At 40.7% G+C, this 15,405-nt stretch carries 17 protein-coding genes; 8 read left to right on the top strand and 9 right to left on the bottom strand.

Annotated features, from left to right (window positions below; translation table 11 throughout):
* Positions 1–655: 655 nt before the first annotated feature.
* On the top strand, positions 656–2,860 hold the full coding sequence (locus tag F8S12_RS16735; RefSeq protein ID WP_196517272.1) for a vanadium-dependent haloperoxidase: 2,205 nt from the start codon (positions 656–658) through the stop codon (positions 2,858–2,860).
* Between the two features lie 653 nt (positions 2,861–3,513).
* On the opposite strand, the gene F8S12_RS16730 is transcribed toward F8S12_RS16735, so the two are convergent.
* Both F8S12_RS16730 and F8S12_RS16725 read right to left on the bottom strand, forming a co-directional pair.
* Positions 3,514–3,879: a type II toxin-antitoxin system RelE family toxin gene (locus F8S12_RS16730; RefSeq protein ID WP_196517271.1), complete on the bottom strand. Its 366-nt coding sequence runs from the start codon at positions 3,877–3,879 to the stop codon at positions 3,514–3,516.
* Positions 3,872–4,117, bottom strand: a complete 246-nt coding sequence (locus F8S12_RS16725; RefSeq protein WP_196517270.1) for a type II toxin-antitoxin system RelN family antitoxin — start codon at positions 4,115–4,117, stop codon at positions 3,872–3,874. The genes F8S12_RS16730 and F8S12_RS16725 overlap by 8 nt, the downstream gene beginning before the upstream one ends.
* A 192-nt stretch (positions 4,118–4,309) precedes the next feature.
* Here F8S12_RS16725 and F8S12_RS16720 point away from each other — a divergent pair, with 192 nt between their 5' ends.
* The gene (locus tag F8S12_RS16720) at positions 4,310–4,951 is read left to right on the top strand and encodes a restriction endonuclease subunit R (protein ID WP_196517269.1); all 642 of its coding nucleotides are present in this window, start codon (positions 4,310–4,312) and stop codon (positions 4,949–4,951) included.
* 240 nt (positions 4,952–5,191) lie between these two features.
* Here F8S12_RS16720 and F8S12_RS16715 read toward each other — a convergent pair whose 3' ends face one another.
* Positions 5,192–6,055 carry an HNH endonuclease gene (locus tag F8S12_RS16715; RefSeq protein ID WP_196517268.1) on the bottom strand — a complete coding sequence of 288 codons (864 nt, stop codon included), beginning with the start codon at positions 6,053–6,055 and terminating at the stop codon, positions 5,192–5,194.
* Entirely contained in the window at positions 6,052–7,650 is a 1,599-nt protein-coding gene (locus tag F8S12_RS16710) for an AAA family ATPase (protein WP_196517267.1), read from the bottom strand. Before F8S12_RS16710 ends, F8S12_RS16715 begins: the two co-directional genes overlap by 4 nt.
* 464 nt (positions 7,651–8,114) lie before the next feature.
* Here F8S12_RS16710 and F8S12_RS16705 point away from each other — a divergent pair, with 464 nt between their 5' ends.
* Genes F8S12_RS16705 through F8S12_RS41655 form a run of 3 tightly spaced genes read left to right on the top strand, consistent with a single transcriptional unit; the run spans position 8,115 to position 9,030 of the window.
* Complete coding sequence (locus F8S12_RS16705; protein ID WP_181931244.1) at positions 8,115–8,438, top strand: type II toxin-antitoxin system Phd/YefM family antitoxin; 324 nt, start codon at positions 8,115–8,117, stop codon at positions 8,436–8,438.
* Complete coding sequence (locus F8S12_RS16700; RefSeq protein ID WP_181931243.1) at positions 8,416–8,886, top strand: hypothetical protein; 471 nt, start codon at positions 8,416–8,418, stop codon at positions 8,884–8,886. Before F8S12_RS16705 ends, F8S12_RS16700 begins: the two co-directional genes overlap by 23 nt.
* Positions 8,887–8,901: 15 nt before the next feature.
* On the top strand, positions 8,902–9,030 hold the full coding sequence (locus F8S12_RS41655; protein WP_269144826.1) for a hypothetical protein: 129 nt from the start codon (positions 8,902–8,904) through the stop codon (positions 9,028–9,030).
* Positions 9,031–9,123: 93 nt separating this feature from the next.
* Here F8S12_RS41655 and F8S12_RS16695 read toward each other — a convergent pair whose 3' ends face one another.
* From F8S12_RS16695 to F8S12_RS16675, 5 genes are all read right to left on the bottom strand, one after another.
* Positions 9,124–9,261: a hypothetical protein gene (locus F8S12_RS16695; RefSeq protein ID WP_196517266.1), complete on the bottom strand. Its 138-nt coding sequence runs from the start codon at positions 9,259–9,261 to the stop codon at positions 9,124–9,126.
* 302 nt (positions 9,262–9,563) lie between these two features.
* The gene (locus F8S12_RS16690) at positions 9,564–9,962 is read right to left on the bottom strand and encodes a HEPN domain-containing protein (RefSeq protein WP_196517265.1); all 399 of its coding nucleotides are present in this window, start codon (positions 9,960–9,962) and stop codon (positions 9,564–9,566) included.
* Positions 9,959–10,306, bottom strand: coding sequence for a hypothetical protein (locus F8S12_RS16685; protein WP_196517264.1), 348 nt, complete (start codon positions 10,304–10,306; stop codon positions 9,959–9,961). Before F8S12_RS16685 ends, F8S12_RS16690 begins: the two co-directional genes overlap by 4 nt.
* A 16-nt stretch (positions 10,307–10,322) precedes the next feature.
* Positions 10,323–11,603: a vWA domain-containing protein gene (locus F8S12_RS16680; RefSeq protein ID WP_196517263.1), complete on the bottom strand. Its 1,281-nt coding sequence runs from the start codon at positions 11,601–11,603 to the stop codon at positions 10,323–10,325.
* Positions 11,600–12,856 carry a vWA domain-containing protein gene (locus tag F8S12_RS16675; RefSeq protein WP_196517262.1) on the bottom strand — a complete coding sequence of 419 codons (1,257 nt, stop codon included), beginning with the start codon at positions 12,854–12,856 and terminating at the stop codon, positions 11,600–11,602. Before F8S12_RS16675 ends, F8S12_RS16680 begins: the two co-directional genes overlap by 4 nt.
* Before the next feature lie 243 nt (positions 12,857–13,099).
* On the opposite strand from F8S12_RS16675, the gene F8S12_RS16670 reads away from it, so the two are divergent.
* The 3 genes from F8S12_RS16670 to F8S12_RS16660 all read left to right on the top strand — a co-directional run bounded on the left by F8S12_RS16670 (position 13,100) and on the right by F8S12_RS16660 (position 15,332).
* Positions 13,100–13,762 carry an ATP-dependent Clp protease proteolytic subunit gene (locus tag F8S12_RS16670; RefSeq protein WP_196517261.1) on the top strand — a complete coding sequence of 221 codons (663 nt, stop codon included), beginning with the start codon at positions 13,100–13,102 and terminating at the stop codon, positions 13,760–13,762.
* A gap of 113 nt (positions 13,763–13,875) precedes the next feature.
* Positions 13,876–14,487 carry an ATP-dependent Clp protease proteolytic subunit gene (locus tag F8S12_RS16665; RefSeq protein WP_196517260.1) on the top strand — a complete coding sequence of 204 codons (612 nt, stop codon included), beginning with the start codon at positions 13,876–13,878 and terminating at the stop codon, positions 14,485–14,487.
* A 230-nt stretch (positions 14,488–14,717) separates the two neighbouring features.
* Positions 14,718–15,332 carry a J domain-containing protein gene (locus F8S12_RS16660; RefSeq protein WP_196517259.1) on the top strand — a complete coding sequence of 205 codons (615 nt, stop codon included), beginning with the start codon at positions 14,718–14,720 and terminating at the stop codon, positions 15,330–15,332.
* Positions 15,333–15,405 lie beyond the last annotated feature (73 nt).

The following is a 15,405-nucleotide window of genomic DNA, read 5'->3' as shown; positions in this document are numbered from 1 at the left end:
TACATCAAGGCATGGATCAGGTTAATTTTAGGTAATCTACAGGTTAAGAAAATATTACTCATTAAATCACTTAACTTTGAAAAAATACTCGTTTTATTTTTTTGCAGATAATTTTTTATTAACCAAACATTAATATTTTAAAATTTTGTTTACCTAAATTTAATTTTTACAACCTACTTTTATTAGTATAATGATTGAAAACGGAAAACAAAGTCAAGAAAAGCAAAGCTCAAGTAGAGTTCCTGCTTCAAGTTTTTAGAATTACCGCATAGCAACTTATGACTTACACATTGACCAACTATATTTTTTGTCAATGTGTAACTTATAGTAAGTAGCCCTTTAAAAGACATATCTGGTTTATCAATAGTCTCTGAAGTCCAAAGTTTCCACCGTGAAAAAGTAATGTCATTAACTCAAATTGGCAAATGCGTAGGCATCGCTTAATTTACAGAGCAAAAATTTGGAGTTTAATGCCTAAAATTTTGGTTCTATTCTACCTTGTAGCTGAAATAGAATCAAAACTTTGATATTAAATATGCTCACCTTCAAAGGGCTAGTTATAGCAAGGATTGAGTAAATTACTCTGTTCTCGATTCACTACTGCAACACAACCATTCATCCCAAAAAACATCCTTTCTTCTGCAAGAACAAACTCATGGCAAATTCTCAAGTAAATACCATCTTTCAGTTGCTTTCGTTCTCCATCAAGAGCGTAGTAGCTGCATCTGTAATTGGTACAGCAGTTATCCCAGCAGCTCATGCTCAGATAACCACGTCAACACCAGATATCCAAATCAGATTTACTAACACTAACTTTCAGAGACCTACACTATTAGGTGAAGCAGTTAAACAGGGGCGATTTAACCTGGTTGTTACTAATCGCGGTACGGCAGCTTTTCAAGGAGTTTTAAATCTCAATATATATGCGTCCCCGGACGCAGTTCTCGATAAAAACCCCCTCAGTACCCCTAGAGTCATCACTCAAGTATCAATTTCGGGTACTACATCAAATTCCCCTTTGGTGGGCACAGATGAGTTACTCGGAACTCGAAGCCTTCCAAGTGTTAGCTTGGCTCCTGGTGCATCCCAAACTGTTACCGTAGACTTTACTACTCCTGCTTTCCGTAGTCCAAGTGTTGTAGCACCTGGAGCTTACCACCTGATTGCTGAGGTTAACACCACCATTCCCCAAGCGACTAAAAACGGTAAATTAGTCAATCGGATAGTTAATGCTGGTGACGCTGTAATTGTTTGGAATGCAACGCTTCTGAATTCCATCTTGGTTACAGGAATTGCCCGTGATGCAAATGGCGTTCTGACAGCTAGAGGTGGAACTCCGCCCACACTAGGTTCACGCAATCAGGCGATCGTTCAGTTGGCAGTTTATGATGCTGTAAACGCAATTAACCAGATTGGTCAGGCTTATGCTGTAAGAATCAGTCCCTCTGATCCTCGGATTGCGGGCGGTGCGTCAGCACCAGCAGCAGCTGTGCAAGCAGCATATACAACGCTACTCAATCTATTCACAACTGCAAAAGTAGGAGATACGCAACAAGTTCAAGCAGCTAAAATAGCTGTAAAAGCTCTACTCAACCGACAGCTATCAACTTCTTTGGCAGCAATACCTAACAGTACCGCTAAGAGCAACGGTAGGTCTATAGGAAGAGAAGTTGCTCGGATAATACTAGCCTTGCGGAACAGCGATGGTTCAGCTCAGGCGCAGGTACCTTTCACAGCAAATACACTAGGCGGATGGCGACCAACTTTCCCCGATTTTACACCTGCATTAAACCCAGCGTGGGGATCAGTTCTTCCCTTTTCACCTAATGTACCCGATCGCGACCCAGCAAATCCTCAAGCTCGCTTGATACAGTTCGGACTGACTGGCCCTGTTCCATTTGCTAGCCCAGAGTTCGTAGACGAAGAGAATCTTGTTCGCCAAGTAGGGGCTTTCACCAACACTAGCGTTACTACAATTTTCCGCACTTCTGGCAATACACAAGATGCTATCTTCTGGGCACTTGATCGTCCAAACACCTTCAGACCACCTGGTCAGTGGAACCAGTATGCACAACAAATCTCTTTGAATAGGGGCAATAATCTATCTCAGAACGCCCTCTTGTTTGCTCAGTTGACCGTTGCACAAGCTGATGTGGGGATTCTGACGTGGGATTCTAAGTATTTTTACAATCAATTGCGACCAATTGCTGCAATCCGCCAAACCAATCCCCTCGATGTGGCACCAGGAGTAAGGCGTGATGTGAACTGGCTGCCACTGATATCGTATCATCAGCCTGAAACCTTCTTTAATACTCCCTTAACCCCACCGTTCCCAGACTACAACTCAGGACACGCTGCATTTGGTTCCGCAGCAGGTCAAGTATTGATAAACTTCTTCGGGGACAACACACCTTTCACAGTCCCTTCACAAGACTTACCAGGTGTGGCTGAGACGTTCAACACCATTTCCGAAGCAATAGAGGACAATGCCGCAAGCCGTGTTTTCGGCGGGGTTCATCTCCCATCTTCTGCAATAGTTGAGATACCAATCACAACAAGTAAACTAACTACAACCGCAGAGGGTACAACAGCTGTAATGGCAGACGGTAAAGTTATGCGTAATGTTTTCACTACCCCTGAAGGTACTTTTGCTCTAGATCCCGCAAAAGATACCGAAATTCAAGTAGGTAAACTAATGGCTAACAGCGTAGCTAAATTGTTCAGTCAGCCGACAATAACCCAACCTATATTAGACCAATCTTTGATAGCCCCAGCTTTGTTAACTGCACCTTCTTTGTTAGCTGAACCTTCCTTAGCTGAATCTTCCTTAGCTGAACCTTCTGCTGAACCTTCTATATAGTGGTTCTCGCTTTGGCTTAGTACACTTTTAACCTCTCTCAAAGCCTCTCTCCTACATGGAGAGAGGCTTTGAGTCTTAAAAACCTCACCCTAGCTTTACCCAAGGGTAAATCTTTCCCTCTCCTTAGTAAGGAGAGGGACAGGTTTTGCGTAGCAGAACCAGGGTGAGGTTTTTCAAGATTTTTGGGTAATTCAAATTTATATTTAATCAGCAAAAAGGCAGATTGCTTTATTAAAACTTCATATTCAATAAGCAAAATGACCTTTGACTTAAGCAAAATGAGCTTTGACTTACTCAAACTCCAATTTGCTTACTCATTTTGGTGTTTTCCGCAAGTCAAATGAGCTTTGACTTATTCAAACCCCAGTTTGCTTACTTATTTTGGTGTTTTCCGCAAGTCAAATGAGCTTTGACTTAAGCAAAATGAGGTTTGACTTACTAAATTGGCATTTTGCTTACTCATTTTGGTATTTTCCGCAAGTCAAATGAGCTTTAACTTACTAAATTGGCTTATTTACTTGTTTATTTAAGTAATTCACACATTTATTTTGGTGTATCGTTTATTTGTGGTTAATTATTTCTTTCCATACCTTACCCATTTGGGAACCGCTACAATGCCTAAATGATCTTAATTAGAAATTTGCTTATAAAATTTATTGGTCTTCAACTGCACTTTGTTCATACTCAGTAATAATGCTCCTAATGTCATCTGCTGCCATATCAGCTTGTTCAGATTTAGTATAAATAGTGAGCAGAATAATCCCCATTGCTGTTTTAATGTAATAAATCAGACGGTAGCCACCACTTTTACCTTTTTGAACATCGCTATTTCGGACTCGCAGCTTAAAAACTGCATAACCAATCTTAGATATTTGATCTCCAGGTAACTCTCCCCGTTCAAGTTGTTCAATTACGGGTTGTATATCATTACGAATACTCCGATATTTCTTGGCGAGGGTGCGTAAATTCCGGTTGAACGTTGGCGCGGTTTCAACTTGAATAAACGGTTGCTCAGACATCTTCAAGTACTGCCCAAAGTTGAGCCACGGGAATCGTTTGTCCGGTCATAGCTTCATGCCAAGCTTGACGAAAATCTTCTACAATCACTTCTTTAGATGGCTCATCTTCATCAATTTCTGCTGCTTCTGCGATCAGGACAATTACTTCAACACGACTGTTCTTATCAGTCATTAAAGGATGATCTAAAGTAAGTTGTCCATGCTCATCAATGGTTGCCATAACTTTAATTGCTTTCATAGGGACTCCAGATAAAGATATTCAGCAAGCCTTAATTTTTGCATCGTCCTACTTGAGCGATCGCTATTACTGTGAATCGTGATTTTTAGGCTATCGCTCTTTTGCTCTTATATATATCGTATATTAGGTATTGGAGCCTAGATCAAATGTCTAGACTTTTAAACTTCATGTAATTACTACAAGAATTTAACCGTGATTACAAATGCTAGTAGCCTTACCCTTGGCGCTCTCCGTCAAACTTTTGGCTTGAGACTAGACTCTAGCGATCGCTTTTTTGATGAATGGTTAAATAATGCGCCGACTCTAACCGAAGCGGAACTACAAGGACTAGATCGCCTCACTCGAAACTATACCTATCTCAGTCAAGAAGAACCACCTCTCGAAGAAATTGTTAAGCTTATAGTTATATCACCATTGCTAGATTTAGCAGGTTTCTATCAGTTTCCTTTTTTGGTAAAAGCAGAAGTAAGTACCAATATCGAAGTTGCAGACGAAGCTAATGCTATTGCAGTTCAAGGCAGGATTGATATTTTGGTGATTCAAGATAGTTTTTGGATTTTGGTAATCGAGTCAAAACCTGCAAGACTAGACGTTACGGCGGGAATTCCCCAAGCACTTACTTATTTGTTGAGCGCTCCCAACTTACAGTCAAGTTGTTATGCAATGGTTACAAACGGAAGAGAAGTATTGTTTTTGAAATGCGATCGCCACCAAAATGTCCCTCAATATACTAGATCCCATACTTATCGGTTACTTGAAAATACATCAGAACGTATCCAAGTTTTGCAGGGACTTAAACAAATTGGGGCTTATATTGGCGATTTGAGAAGTTAGGCGATCGCTATTTCTGTGAGTCGTGATTTTTAGGCGATCGCCTCAATTATCTATCTGCTAAAGGCTTTGCGGTATGTGATCGCATCAACAATCTATCTTTTAAAGGCGATCGCTATTCCTGTGAGTCGTAATTTTTAGGCGATCTCATTAACAATCTATCTTCTAAAGGTGATCGCTAAACAATTATTTCTTTTTGCGATCGCCTAGAACCTATTAAAACTTAAAAACCAAGCCAACCATCTATAATTGAAAGCCACCATTACAATACCAATCACTTGCTACAAGAGCTTGGAACATAGCCGTTTGCCAAGAATTACTATGCAGACGAGAATAAGATTGGGCTTCTATAGTTAACTGTTTTCTTATGCCATCTAGTCCCCATAACTGATGAGAATGGACTAATGAATATCTCAGGCAAGCTAGTTGATTACCTGCTTCCAATGAATATCGTGAAGCCAACTTAAATGCTTTAAAGTGCGACTGAACTCGTATTTTAGATACATCATCCCAGTGATCTGGAGCTTTAACAGAAAAGCGAATAAATGCAGGTGTCGTTTGTATTACCTCCGCATAGAGCCATTGATCATCAATAAAGTTCTGATGATCAAAATAAGGATGTAGGCTTTGCCCTTCTGCTGTAGTTGCAATTGCCGTGCTTTTACCTGTATTACAATCTTTACAGGATGGTACTAAATTAAACGGGAGAACCGAGAATTGAGGATATTTAGCTTTAGGCAAGTAATGATCTAAAGTAGAAGCTTGACCAAAACCACAAAATGGACATTTACCTAAAGGAGACTGTGATAACAATGAGTCATAGATCGCTCTTGCTGGTTTTGATCTTCCTACCATATGTGAGCTATAAACATCTTTCAGCTCCTTTTTAGTCACTGTGCCTAAAGCGTTTTTATCATCCTCGCAGTTATTTGGTGGAATGGAATAAAGCTGTTTAGCCTTTACTTTTTGCTTGTAATTGGTTGCTGCAACCACAATCTCGTTAGTTACCAGATTGAGGCGTGTGCGTAAATCTTCATCTGTAATGCTATTGATGCATTTTTGATATACTTCTTGAGGATCGTCATTTGGTGTAGCTAAAGCCCTCATTCGATAGCTCCCAATTGCGAATCTCTAATCATTATCATCGAACGTAAAATAGTTTTCCCCTCAAAACCAAGTTGATGCTGATATTCTTGTTCTACTTCTTCGTAGCTCTTACCTTCAGCGACAGAGTTCTCCAATAAGTTGTGAAATCCAGATTTGGAAACTTCTAATCCGAAAACCTCTCGCGTTAAAATCCCCACATTTTCTGCAAATGTCTCACTTTCTGGTCTATCAACATTTGCAATGAGCCTAGTTCTTCGTAGTATCGAAACGCAAGATTTAGGCACTTCTTGTAACACCACTGGCGAATGGGTTGCGATGATCGCTACACCATTACGATTAACCAGCAAATCAGATAACGCTCGCGTGAATGCTGATAATAATGGTGGATGAAGATGGCTTTCGGGTTCATCAAGCAGGACTAAAGTTTTTTCTTCGACCGTTTCAACCAGTTTTGTAACGGTTAAAAGTACAATGGCGTGACCTGAACTCATTCGTTGGAAAAGTGCTGTTGCTTTTTCAGAAAACGTCTGTTGATTGTCGGATTGATCTGCCGCATATACGTTATTAAGTTCACGCAAATCCATCTCAGCAAAATTAAAATCTGACTCTAACGTCTTAACCGCATTTATCCAACGGGCTTTCTTCGCTGTTAACACAAAACATATCTTTAAACTCTTTATGAAGTCTTGGCATAAATCAACCTTATTTTTTAGTCCCCAAAGATTCTGATCTTCTTGTTGAGAAACACGCTTTTTCAGCCCTACATAGTAATAGCGCATTCCAATATTCGCATTGGTCTGATCATTGGGAGGAGTAAAAGGATCAAAAGCGCTAAAGGAAACAGAAACAACACCAGCAAAATAATCATCGTTGAGTGATTTAGTTTCAAACGATTGAGATGGTTTCGCAAAATATCCAGTTTCTTCCACAGCACCTCTATCAGGAAGAAGCGCATCTACCATATTATTTAGAAGAGTTGTTTTCCCCACGCCATTACGACCAATTAATATATGGATATTGGAAGAAGGTTTGGTATTTGGCTCAACAGCAAATTCGACCTTTATTCCAGAATAACGTTCGTTAGCAGCCTTCTCATAAAAGAATTTGTACTCGGTGAGTGGGGCTCCATAGCGCAAAATCCTTCTGAATTGATTTTCAATAGTCGTGGGGTTTACATACCTAAGTAGAGAAGTATTAAAAGCACTCTGGGTTTTGGCGACCTGAAGTCGATTAGGATCGTGTACGACATCGCCGAGAGCGTCTAGCAAATTAGCCGCCATTTCTGGCGACAATATTTTTATTATATTTTGATAATAATCAGCATCCTCACCAAGAGAATAAAAATCTACAGACAACGCATCAAATTGCTCTGGAATTCGCTCTTGAGTCCATCCCCCATTTTGACCAACAAAGCCTATTTTAATATTACCTATAGTCTGCTTATTACCTTGCTCATCAAAGATTGTGAGGAGAAATAAGGTTTTATAACCGTAATCATCCCAATTATCGGGGCTTAGATAACCCGTGTTAGGAGCCTGATCTGGAAAAACGTTTAAGCTTCTTCCTAGCTCTAGCTTTTGAAAGGTCAGTGCCATTATACGGTTCCTACTCAATTACATTGTAATTTTGGCGTTAACCATAAATTACTATAGATTTTAACTCTAATTTAAACGCGATCGCCTCAATTATCTATCTGCTAAAGGTTTTGTAGTATGCGATCGCTATTTCTGTGAGTCGTGGTTTTTAGGCGATAGCTTCAATTATCTATCTATTAAATATTTACTGAGGGCGATCGCTATTTCTGTGAGTCGTAATTTCTAGGCGATCGCATCTATCTATTTTTCCTCCACAAGCGATCGCAATTAATGTGAATCGTGATTTCTAGGCGATCGCATCTATCTATTTTTCCTCCACAAGCGATCGCTAGTCCTGTGAGTCGTGATTTTTAGGCGATCGCTTCAATTATGTAACTGCTAGAGGTTTTGCTGATAACTTAAGAACAAGGAAATAGGCGATCGCGTAACATAGAATTATAACTGACTTCAAAACAGCAAATTATATGCTAGAAGCAAATATACGCGACAACCAAGAGCTTTCTCAGCTAATCCAACAAGCCAACTCTAAGCGAGAAGCGATCGCCTTAGTCCAAGAAGGGCAACCAAAAGCAGTGCTGTTAAGTTTAGAAATGTTTCAACATTTGATAGGGATTAGCGATCGCCGAGAACAGCTATCAAACGAAGCATTTGCAACTATGTCGCATCAACTTTTTACCAAATATGGCTATGACTCGACCGACAAAATTATGGAACTTATTCAGGATGTAAAACAAGAAATATCAACAGAAAGAGAGCAAAGGCTAAATGACGGTGAAATCAAAGTTTAGTTTGCCCAAATCAATATTTCTCGATACAAATATCTACATTCTGGGAGCGCTTGATTTAGCCAGCGATGAAAGCAAAATTTTATCCTTGCTAGTAAGTGATGAAAATAGCGATGAGCAAACTAGAGTTATCTTCTCTCAAGAACTTATCGATCAAATCTTACGAGTTGGTAAACGCTTGCAAAACAAAGACTGGTCAAGTGGTCTGTTAACAAGACTTTGGCAGCAATTGAAAGTAGATTTCATATTTGTAGAAGACCAAGATATTCAAGCGATCGCTGATGCTGGCATAATTCCCCGTGAAGATGCAGGTGTTTACCTGACTGCCAAGCAAGGAAAAGCAAAATGTTTTGTATCCAGAAATTACAAACTAATTCGCGCACTTGTCGAGCAAACTGAAGAATTTGAATGTTTCACTCCAAGCGAGTTCTTACAAAAATATGCCCCATAAGCTAGATAAACTGATTTGTTTGAGCGATCGCATCAATATCCATCTCCTAAAGGCGATCGCACTGTGAGTCGTAAAGCGTTAGGCGATCGCTTCAATTATGTAACTGCTAGAGGTTTTGCTGATAACTTAAGAACAAGGAAATAGGCGATCGCGTAACAACATAGAACTATAACTGACTTCAAAACAGCAAATTATATGCTAGAAGCAAATATACGCGACAACCAAGAGCTTTCTCAGCTAATCCAACAAGCCAACTTTAAGAGGTTGTTTGAAAAGTGTCAGCTTGAGCCTTAAATGCAACTCAGAGAAGCGATCGCAAGTTCCACAACCCTCATTCTCTCGTTCAACTTCTCGATAGCTAGAGTAGTCAAACATACGTTGGATGACTTTTCAAACATCCTCTAAGCGAGAAGCGATCGCCTTAGTCCAAGAAGGGCATCAGGGATGTCTTGCAATTCTTGGAGAATCTTCTGGATCAGCATAAGTCAAACTCTTCGGTAGTTGTTAATCAATAAGTAGTTCTGCGAGGGTTTCAACTTCGTTCATTATGCCTCACTCTCTAGGGAGACTATCAGAACAAATAATAGCAATATGATGAATACCAGTAATTTTCATAAATAATATGCAGTTATTTTTTAATAAAAGCTTTTATGGTTTTTGACTATTAGTTAATTTATTTAATATTCAATAACCTTATTAGCATCGTTCAAAGTTTTCTTTGCCTTAGGAATAAGAAGATTAGAAGCTATATAATCTTCATAGTCAACTTCATTTCTCAATCCACGTAGACGAGATAAACATTGTCCTAAATATCTTCTATCTGCATTTTTACTACTTTCTAGCTCTTTAATTACGTATTCATGGATACCAATCTTATCAGTCTTTAAATTACTGTATTTTTCAATATCACGTAAGTAGTTTCTAACTAGACAAAAAGCTGAATAATACGCTCTACTAATAGAAGAGCGTATCTTTGCTTCATTAATTGATGAATCACTTGTCTGACTTAAGGAATTACTTGCTTCATCAAACAGAGTTTGTGCAAGCTTTAAATAACTTGACCAGTCGAATTTCATTCAAATTCCAAATTGATACAAAGATTTACAGCAACTCCTAATGAAGCTTCTATCCACCATTTATGATCAAACTCGTCTAGTTTACTTAAAGCTTCATTGCTAGATTCTGGACTGGTATAGATAGAAAGTAATAGTTTCTCCCATTGAGGAGATTCAGGATCAACAGACAACTTTAATCGTAACTTTTCGGATGGAAAATACTTTCTGATTTCTAGGTGAGCCTTGAGTAATACATCTACCAAGTTTGGATGCTTTCGTAAGAAATTTAGTATATCATCAATGTTTTCTATGGTGTAGAATTTAGAGATTTTGTTGAAGTAATGAGATATATCAGTAGTTTTCATAAAACTTATTAATTATCTATTCCTGTAAAACGGTTTTTGATACAATTCTAGTTTTCTTGAGGTCTGCATCCGACAGTTGTTCGCCAGCTTGCAAGCGAGTGGCGGAAGTTTGCAACACTGTTGCTGCACCTTTATCTCCAATTTGTAAAGCGGTTTTAGCTGCCGTTTGCAACATTGTAGCTGCACCAGTGCGATCGCCTTGTTGCAATTTCACCTCAGCTAACTGAGTTTGCCGATACTTTGCTAATGCCAAAATAGATTGTTGCACCTGGGAATTTAACGCTGGTTGATACGCCTGTACCACGTCTGCATACACTGGTACAAGGGGCGAAAGTAAACCTTGTTCGTTAACTAGCGGATCATCATAACGGATTTGCAGATGTGCGATCGCTTGTTTCCCTTCTGGCAACTGTCCCAAATAAATGTTAGCCAAAACTACCCGTTCTACATCCTGCATCAAATCCCCCAAACGTACAGCAAAGCTACCATCAGCTTCTAATTCCATTGGTAACTCGATTGTGTCTGGGGCAACTTGGGCAATGGGTTTAAATTCTGCTAATCGGACATTCGGCACTAGAGATAACAGCAAGTAGGCATTAGTTAGCCCAATAGATTGAATCCGTCCAAACAAGCGGCTAAACTCATGTACAGCTTGTTCAGGGCGCTCAATATGGGCTAAAGTTCCACCACCGACATCAGCAATTTTTTCTAGCAAATCCTGATTCCAACTATTGCCAAATCCGAAAGTGTTGATAGTTAGATTCAACTTGGCAGCCTTTTGTGCAAGTTGAAGACAGCGTTTGTTGTCATCTGTCCCAATATCCCACTTCCAAATCCGCAAACCGCTTTCACCATGTCCATCTGTAAGCAAAAACGCCTGGGAAACAGCACCTCTTGTCCCCTTCATCAGTTCTGTAATTCCCAGTTCCAAACCCTCAGCGATGACAGTACCGCCGCTAGCGCTGAGTTTGCTTTTAATTTGAGCTTTGATGCTTTCGGGGTCTTCGATGACTTGGTTGGGGATAATGACTTCCGCAGAACCGGAAAAAGCCACAACTGAAATGCGATCGCCTACTTTCAACCGATCAATTAATCTTTCCACTGCCTGAATTACCGTTTTAATTGGTTGTCCATGCATGGAACCACTTTTATCGAGAATCAAGCAGAGGTTAAGGGGGAGATTTTGGTCAAACTCACCAGCGATAGCAAAAATCGTCATTGCCAATTGACGTTGGCTACTTGTTTGAGCCACATCAACATTAGAATCATTTAACGCCGATAGCAATTTAACTTTCATTGCGGAGGATTATCTTGCAAAACTGTTTTAGAGACAATCCTGGTTTTCTTGCGATCGCTTTCAGATAAATCTTGTCCAGCTTGTAACTGGGTAGCAGAAGTTTGTAACACCGTCGCCGCACTTTTATCTCCCATTTGCAGGGCAGTATTAGCAGCCGTTTGTAACATTGTCGCCGCACCACTGCGATCGCCTTGTTGCAATTTTGTCTCGGCTAGCTGGGTTTGACGATACTTCGCTAACGCTAAAATAGATTGTTGCACCTGGGGATTCGGGTCTGCTTGGTAATTTTTCACTACACGAGCATAAACTGGGAGATTCGGTGTAAATAAACCTACCTGGTTAGCGGCTGGGTCATCGTAGCGGACTTGGACATTAGCGATCGCTTGTTCACCTGTTGGCAATTGTCCTAAATAAATATTAGCTAAAATCACCCGTTCCGCATCTTTCATTAAATCACCCAAGCGCACAGCGAAACGTCCATCAGCTTCTTTTTCCAGTGGTAACTCGATTGTGTCTGGGGAAACTTGGGCAATGGGTTTGAGTTCCGCTAGCCGAACATTAGGCATTAGAGATAATAGCAGATAAGCATTAGTCAATCCTACTGTTTGAATGCGGCTGAACAGCCGATTAAACTCATCCACTGCCTGTTCGGGTTTTTGAATGTAAGATAAAGTACCCAAACCAGCATCAGCAATTTTTTCTAAAATATCTTGGTTCCAATTGTCACCAAATCCCAAAGTGTTCAAAGTCAAATTGTAGCTAGCCGCCAATTGTGCGAACTTCAAACAGCGATCATTATTACCGTGTTCATTTTCGCCATCGGTTAATAGGAAGGCTTGGGAAACAGTATCTTTTTTGCCCTTCGCCAACTCCTCAATCCCTAAGCGTAGTCCTTCATCAATCGCAGTTCCACCATCGGCAGCTAGGCGGTTAATTTGCTGTTTGATTTTCTCTGGATCTTCGATACTTTGACTGGGTACTAAGACTTTGGCACGGTGATCAAAAACTACAACACTGAGGCGATCGCCATTCTTGAGTCTATCCACCAGACGAATCGCTGCTTTTTTGACCGTTTCTAGCGGTCGCCCGTTCATAGAACCACTATGATCGAGAATCAAACATAAATTTAGTGGTACATTGCGGTCTTGGTTTTCTGCGATCGCTGAAATCGAAATTCCCAACTGACGTTGACTGTTCAGTTGATTCGCGTCCAAATTACCATCATTCAAGGCAGGCTGCAAGCTAACCTTCATAACTCAAAGTCCCTATTCAGGATATACATACATATTAAATAAATAACTTCAAAGCACTACTTTAGCTCTACGGAAAACTTATCCAACATAAATACATTAATATAATCAGAATATCTTAGAAGCCAAGCATTGGCAGATGCGAAGCTACTTTAAGCATTAGGGAGAAATCCGCACCTTGAGGAAAGCTAGCATCGCGCTAGGATGTATTACAGTTAACGGCATAGTTTCAAGCGATCAGTTGCTATGGACATTTCCCCAATCAAGGCTGTTCAAGCCCCATATTACGGCGATAACTTCTACCGGACACCGCCACCAGATTTACCTTCCCTATTGTTGAAGGAGCGAATTGTCTATATTGGGATGCCACTGGTGCCTGCTGTCACCGAATTGATCGTGGCCGAACTGCTGTTTTTGCAGTCCGACGACCCCGAAAAGCCAATTAAAATCTACATAAACTCCACCGGCACTTCCGGTTATAGTGGCGAACCCATTGGCTTTGAAACTGAAGCCTTCGCCATCTTTGACACCATGAAATATATCAAGCCTCCTATTCACACCATCTGCGTCGGTTCCGCGATGGGTATGGCAGCGATGCTCCTCAGTGCTGGTACAAAAGGTTGCCGCGCTAGTTTGCCTCACTCCTCGATTATCCTGCATCAGCCGAAGAGCTACGCCCAAGGTCAAGCAACGGATATTCAAATTCGGGCGAGGGAAGTTTTGGTAAATAAAGGCGCGCTGGTTGATATCTTGCATCGTACTACTGGACAGCCTCCAGAAAAAATTATCAAAGATATGGATCGGCTGTTATATCTAACACCTTACCAAGCGAAGGAATATGGTTTAATTGACCGAGTTTTTGAGAAAGAAGAACTCGCCAATCCGCCACTTCCTGCTGGTGTCCTTTAATTTAGTTATGAGTTATGAGTTATGAGTTATGAGTTATTGAAAACTCCTCACTCCTAACTTTTAACTCCTAACTCTCCGAATCATCCCCAGTTTATTAATAATGGAGAACGAAAATGCCTATAGGCGTTCCTAAAGTTCCTTACCGGATGCCCGGAGGACAATATACAGATTGGATTAGCATCTACGATCGCCTTTACCGGGAACGGATTATTTTCTTGGGGCGAGATATTGATGATGAAATTGCCAATCAAATTATCGCTGTAATGTTGTATCTGGACTCAGATGATCCAGGTAAAGATATTTACATATACATCAATTCTCCTGGTGGGATGGTTACATCTGGCATGGCTATTTTTGATACCATGCAACATATTAAATCAGATGTAGTAACTATTTGCGTGGGTTTAGCTGCTTCAATGGGGTCTTTCCTGTTGGCAGCTGGCACCAAGGGCAAACGGCTAGCATTGCCTCACTCACGGATTATGATTCACCAGCCTTCAGGTGGCACCCGTGGACAAGCAAGCGATATCGAAATTGAAGCTAGAGAGATTCTGCGGATTCGTCACGAGCTCAATGGAATTTATGCCGATAAAACCGGTCAGACCATAGCCAAGATTGAAAAAGATATGGATCGCGACTTTTTCATGTCTGCCGAAGAGGCAAAAGAATACGGTTTAATTGACCGTGTGATTGAAGAACGAACCTCTATATTAGTACCAGAGTAGGGAGTAGGGAGTAGGGAGTAGGGAGTAGGGAATAGGGAGTAGGGGAAGCAGGGGAAGAATTCTAACTCCTAAAACTCCCCACTCCCCACTCCCCACTCCCTTCCCAAAACAAACTGTCAAAATTGGACTTTAAAATAGGAAATTAGCCTTTATCATTAGTAGTCCAGGCTTAAAGCTGATACTGACAGATGATAGCCGATAGCTAAATATTCGATAGCTGATAGTTCAAGATGGATCTTGGAGATTGTTACCGTTTACTGGGTTTAAGATCGGGAGCTTCTTTTGCTGACATCAAAGCGTCTTACCGACGACTGGCGCAGCAATATCATCCCGATATCAACCCAGATGACAACAAAGCCAAAGATAAGTTTATCGCCTTGACAGAGGCTTACAAACTTCTGCTGACGGTAGTATTACCAGAAGAAACAGCTGCACATTCAAATCAGATGTCAACATCTGGGCTTGATCAGGCAAAGGCAACGCATCGACCAGTAACAACGGTGACAAGCCAACAATCAGCCACACTGAAGCCGCCGAATCTATTGGAAATAGAAGAACGGCTGAAGTGGAAGACTTATGAGCAATTACAGCGATTTTTGCAAGAAAGACGATTTCCTCAAGCGATCGCACTGGCAGAAGCTTTAGCAGATCGGATGTCAACAGATGCAGAAGTCCGTCAATGGCTAGCGATCGCTTATCAAATTTGGGGAAGAGCGCTAATTTCCGAAAACCAGCTGCTCAAAGCGAGGATTTATCTCAAAAAAGCCCTGAAGACAGACCCCCATAATAAAAGTCTCTCCTATGAAGTGCAACGCGATTTCCAACGCTTGGAACAAATTTTTTAAAGAAGTAGAGACAGGAAATATGCATTACCAATTTGAACAAAGAATGCGACAAATAAACCATTTGTAGAGACGC

Source organism: Nostoc sp. WHI (genome assembly GCF_015714725.1).
Lineage (GTDB): Bacteria > Cyanobacteriota > Cyanobacteriia > Cyanobacteriales > Nostocaceae > Nostoc.
This window is presented reverse-complemented; position numbering and strand designations above follow the sequence as displayed.

What these genes read in the sequence shown, in the direction of transcription:
- F8S12_RS16670 (WP_196517261.1), top strand. Translation starts at nt 13,100, where the DNA reads ATGGACATTTCCCCAATCAAGGCTGTTCAAGCCCCATATTACGGCGAT.
- F8S12_RS16685 (WP_196517264.1), bottom strand. Translation starts at nt 10,306, where the DNA reads ATGAAAACTACTGATATATCTCATTACTTCAACAAAATCTCTAAATTC.
- F8S12_RS16680 (WP_196517263.1), bottom strand. Translation starts at nt 11,603, where the DNA reads ATGAAAGTTAAATTGCTATCGGCGTTAAATGATTCTAATGTTGATGTG.
- F8S12_RS16715 (WP_196517268.1), bottom strand. Translation starts at nt 6,055, where the DNA reads ATGAGGGCTTTAGCTACACCAAATGACGATCCTCAAGAAGTATATCAA.
- F8S12_RS16660 (WP_196517259.1), top strand. Translation starts at nt 14,718, where the DNA reads ATGGATCTTGGAGATTGTTACCGTTTACTGGGTTTAAGATCGGGAGCT.
- F8S12_RS16695 (WP_196517266.1), bottom strand. Translation starts at nt 9,261, where the DNA reads ATGTTTGACTACTCTAGCTATCGAGAAGTTGAACGAGAGAATGAGGGT.
- F8S12_RS16725 (WP_196517270.1), bottom strand. Translation starts at nt 4,117, where the DNA reads ATGAAAGCAATTAAAGTTATGGCAACCATTGATGAGCATGGACAACTT.
- F8S12_RS16730 (WP_196517271.1), bottom strand. Translation starts at nt 3,879, where the DNA reads ATGTCTGAGCAACCGTTTATTCAAGTTGAAACCGCGCCAACGTTCAAC.
- F8S12_RS16690 (WP_196517265.1), bottom strand. Translation starts at nt 9,962, where the DNA reads ATGAAATTCGACTGGTCAAGTTATTTAAAGCTTGCACAAACTCTGTTT.
- F8S12_RS16675 (WP_196517262.1), bottom strand. Translation starts at nt 12,856, where the DNA reads ATGAAGGTTAGCTTGCAGCCTGCCTTGAATGATGGTAATTTGGACGCG.
- F8S12_RS16710 (WP_196517267.1), bottom strand. Translation starts at nt 7,650, where the DNA reads ATGGCACTGACCTTTCAAAAGCTAGAGCTAGGAAGAAGCTTAAACGTT.
- F8S12_RS16665 (WP_196517260.1), top strand. Translation starts at nt 13,876, where the DNA reads ATGCCTATAGGCGTTCCTAAAGTTCCTTACCGGATGCCCGGAGGACAA.
- F8S12_RS16735 (WP_196517272.1), top strand. Translation starts at nt 656, where the DNA reads ATGGCAAATTCTCAAGTAAATACCATCTTTCAGTTGCTTTCGTTCTCC.
- F8S12_RS16700 (WP_181931243.1), top strand. Translation starts at nt 8,416, where the DNA reads ATGACGGTGAAATCAAAGTTTAGTTTGCCCAAATCAATATTTCTCGAT.
- F8S12_RS16705 (WP_181931244.1), top strand. Translation starts at nt 8,115, where the DNA reads ATGCTAGAAGCAAATATACGCGACAACCAAGAGCTTTCTCAGCTAATC.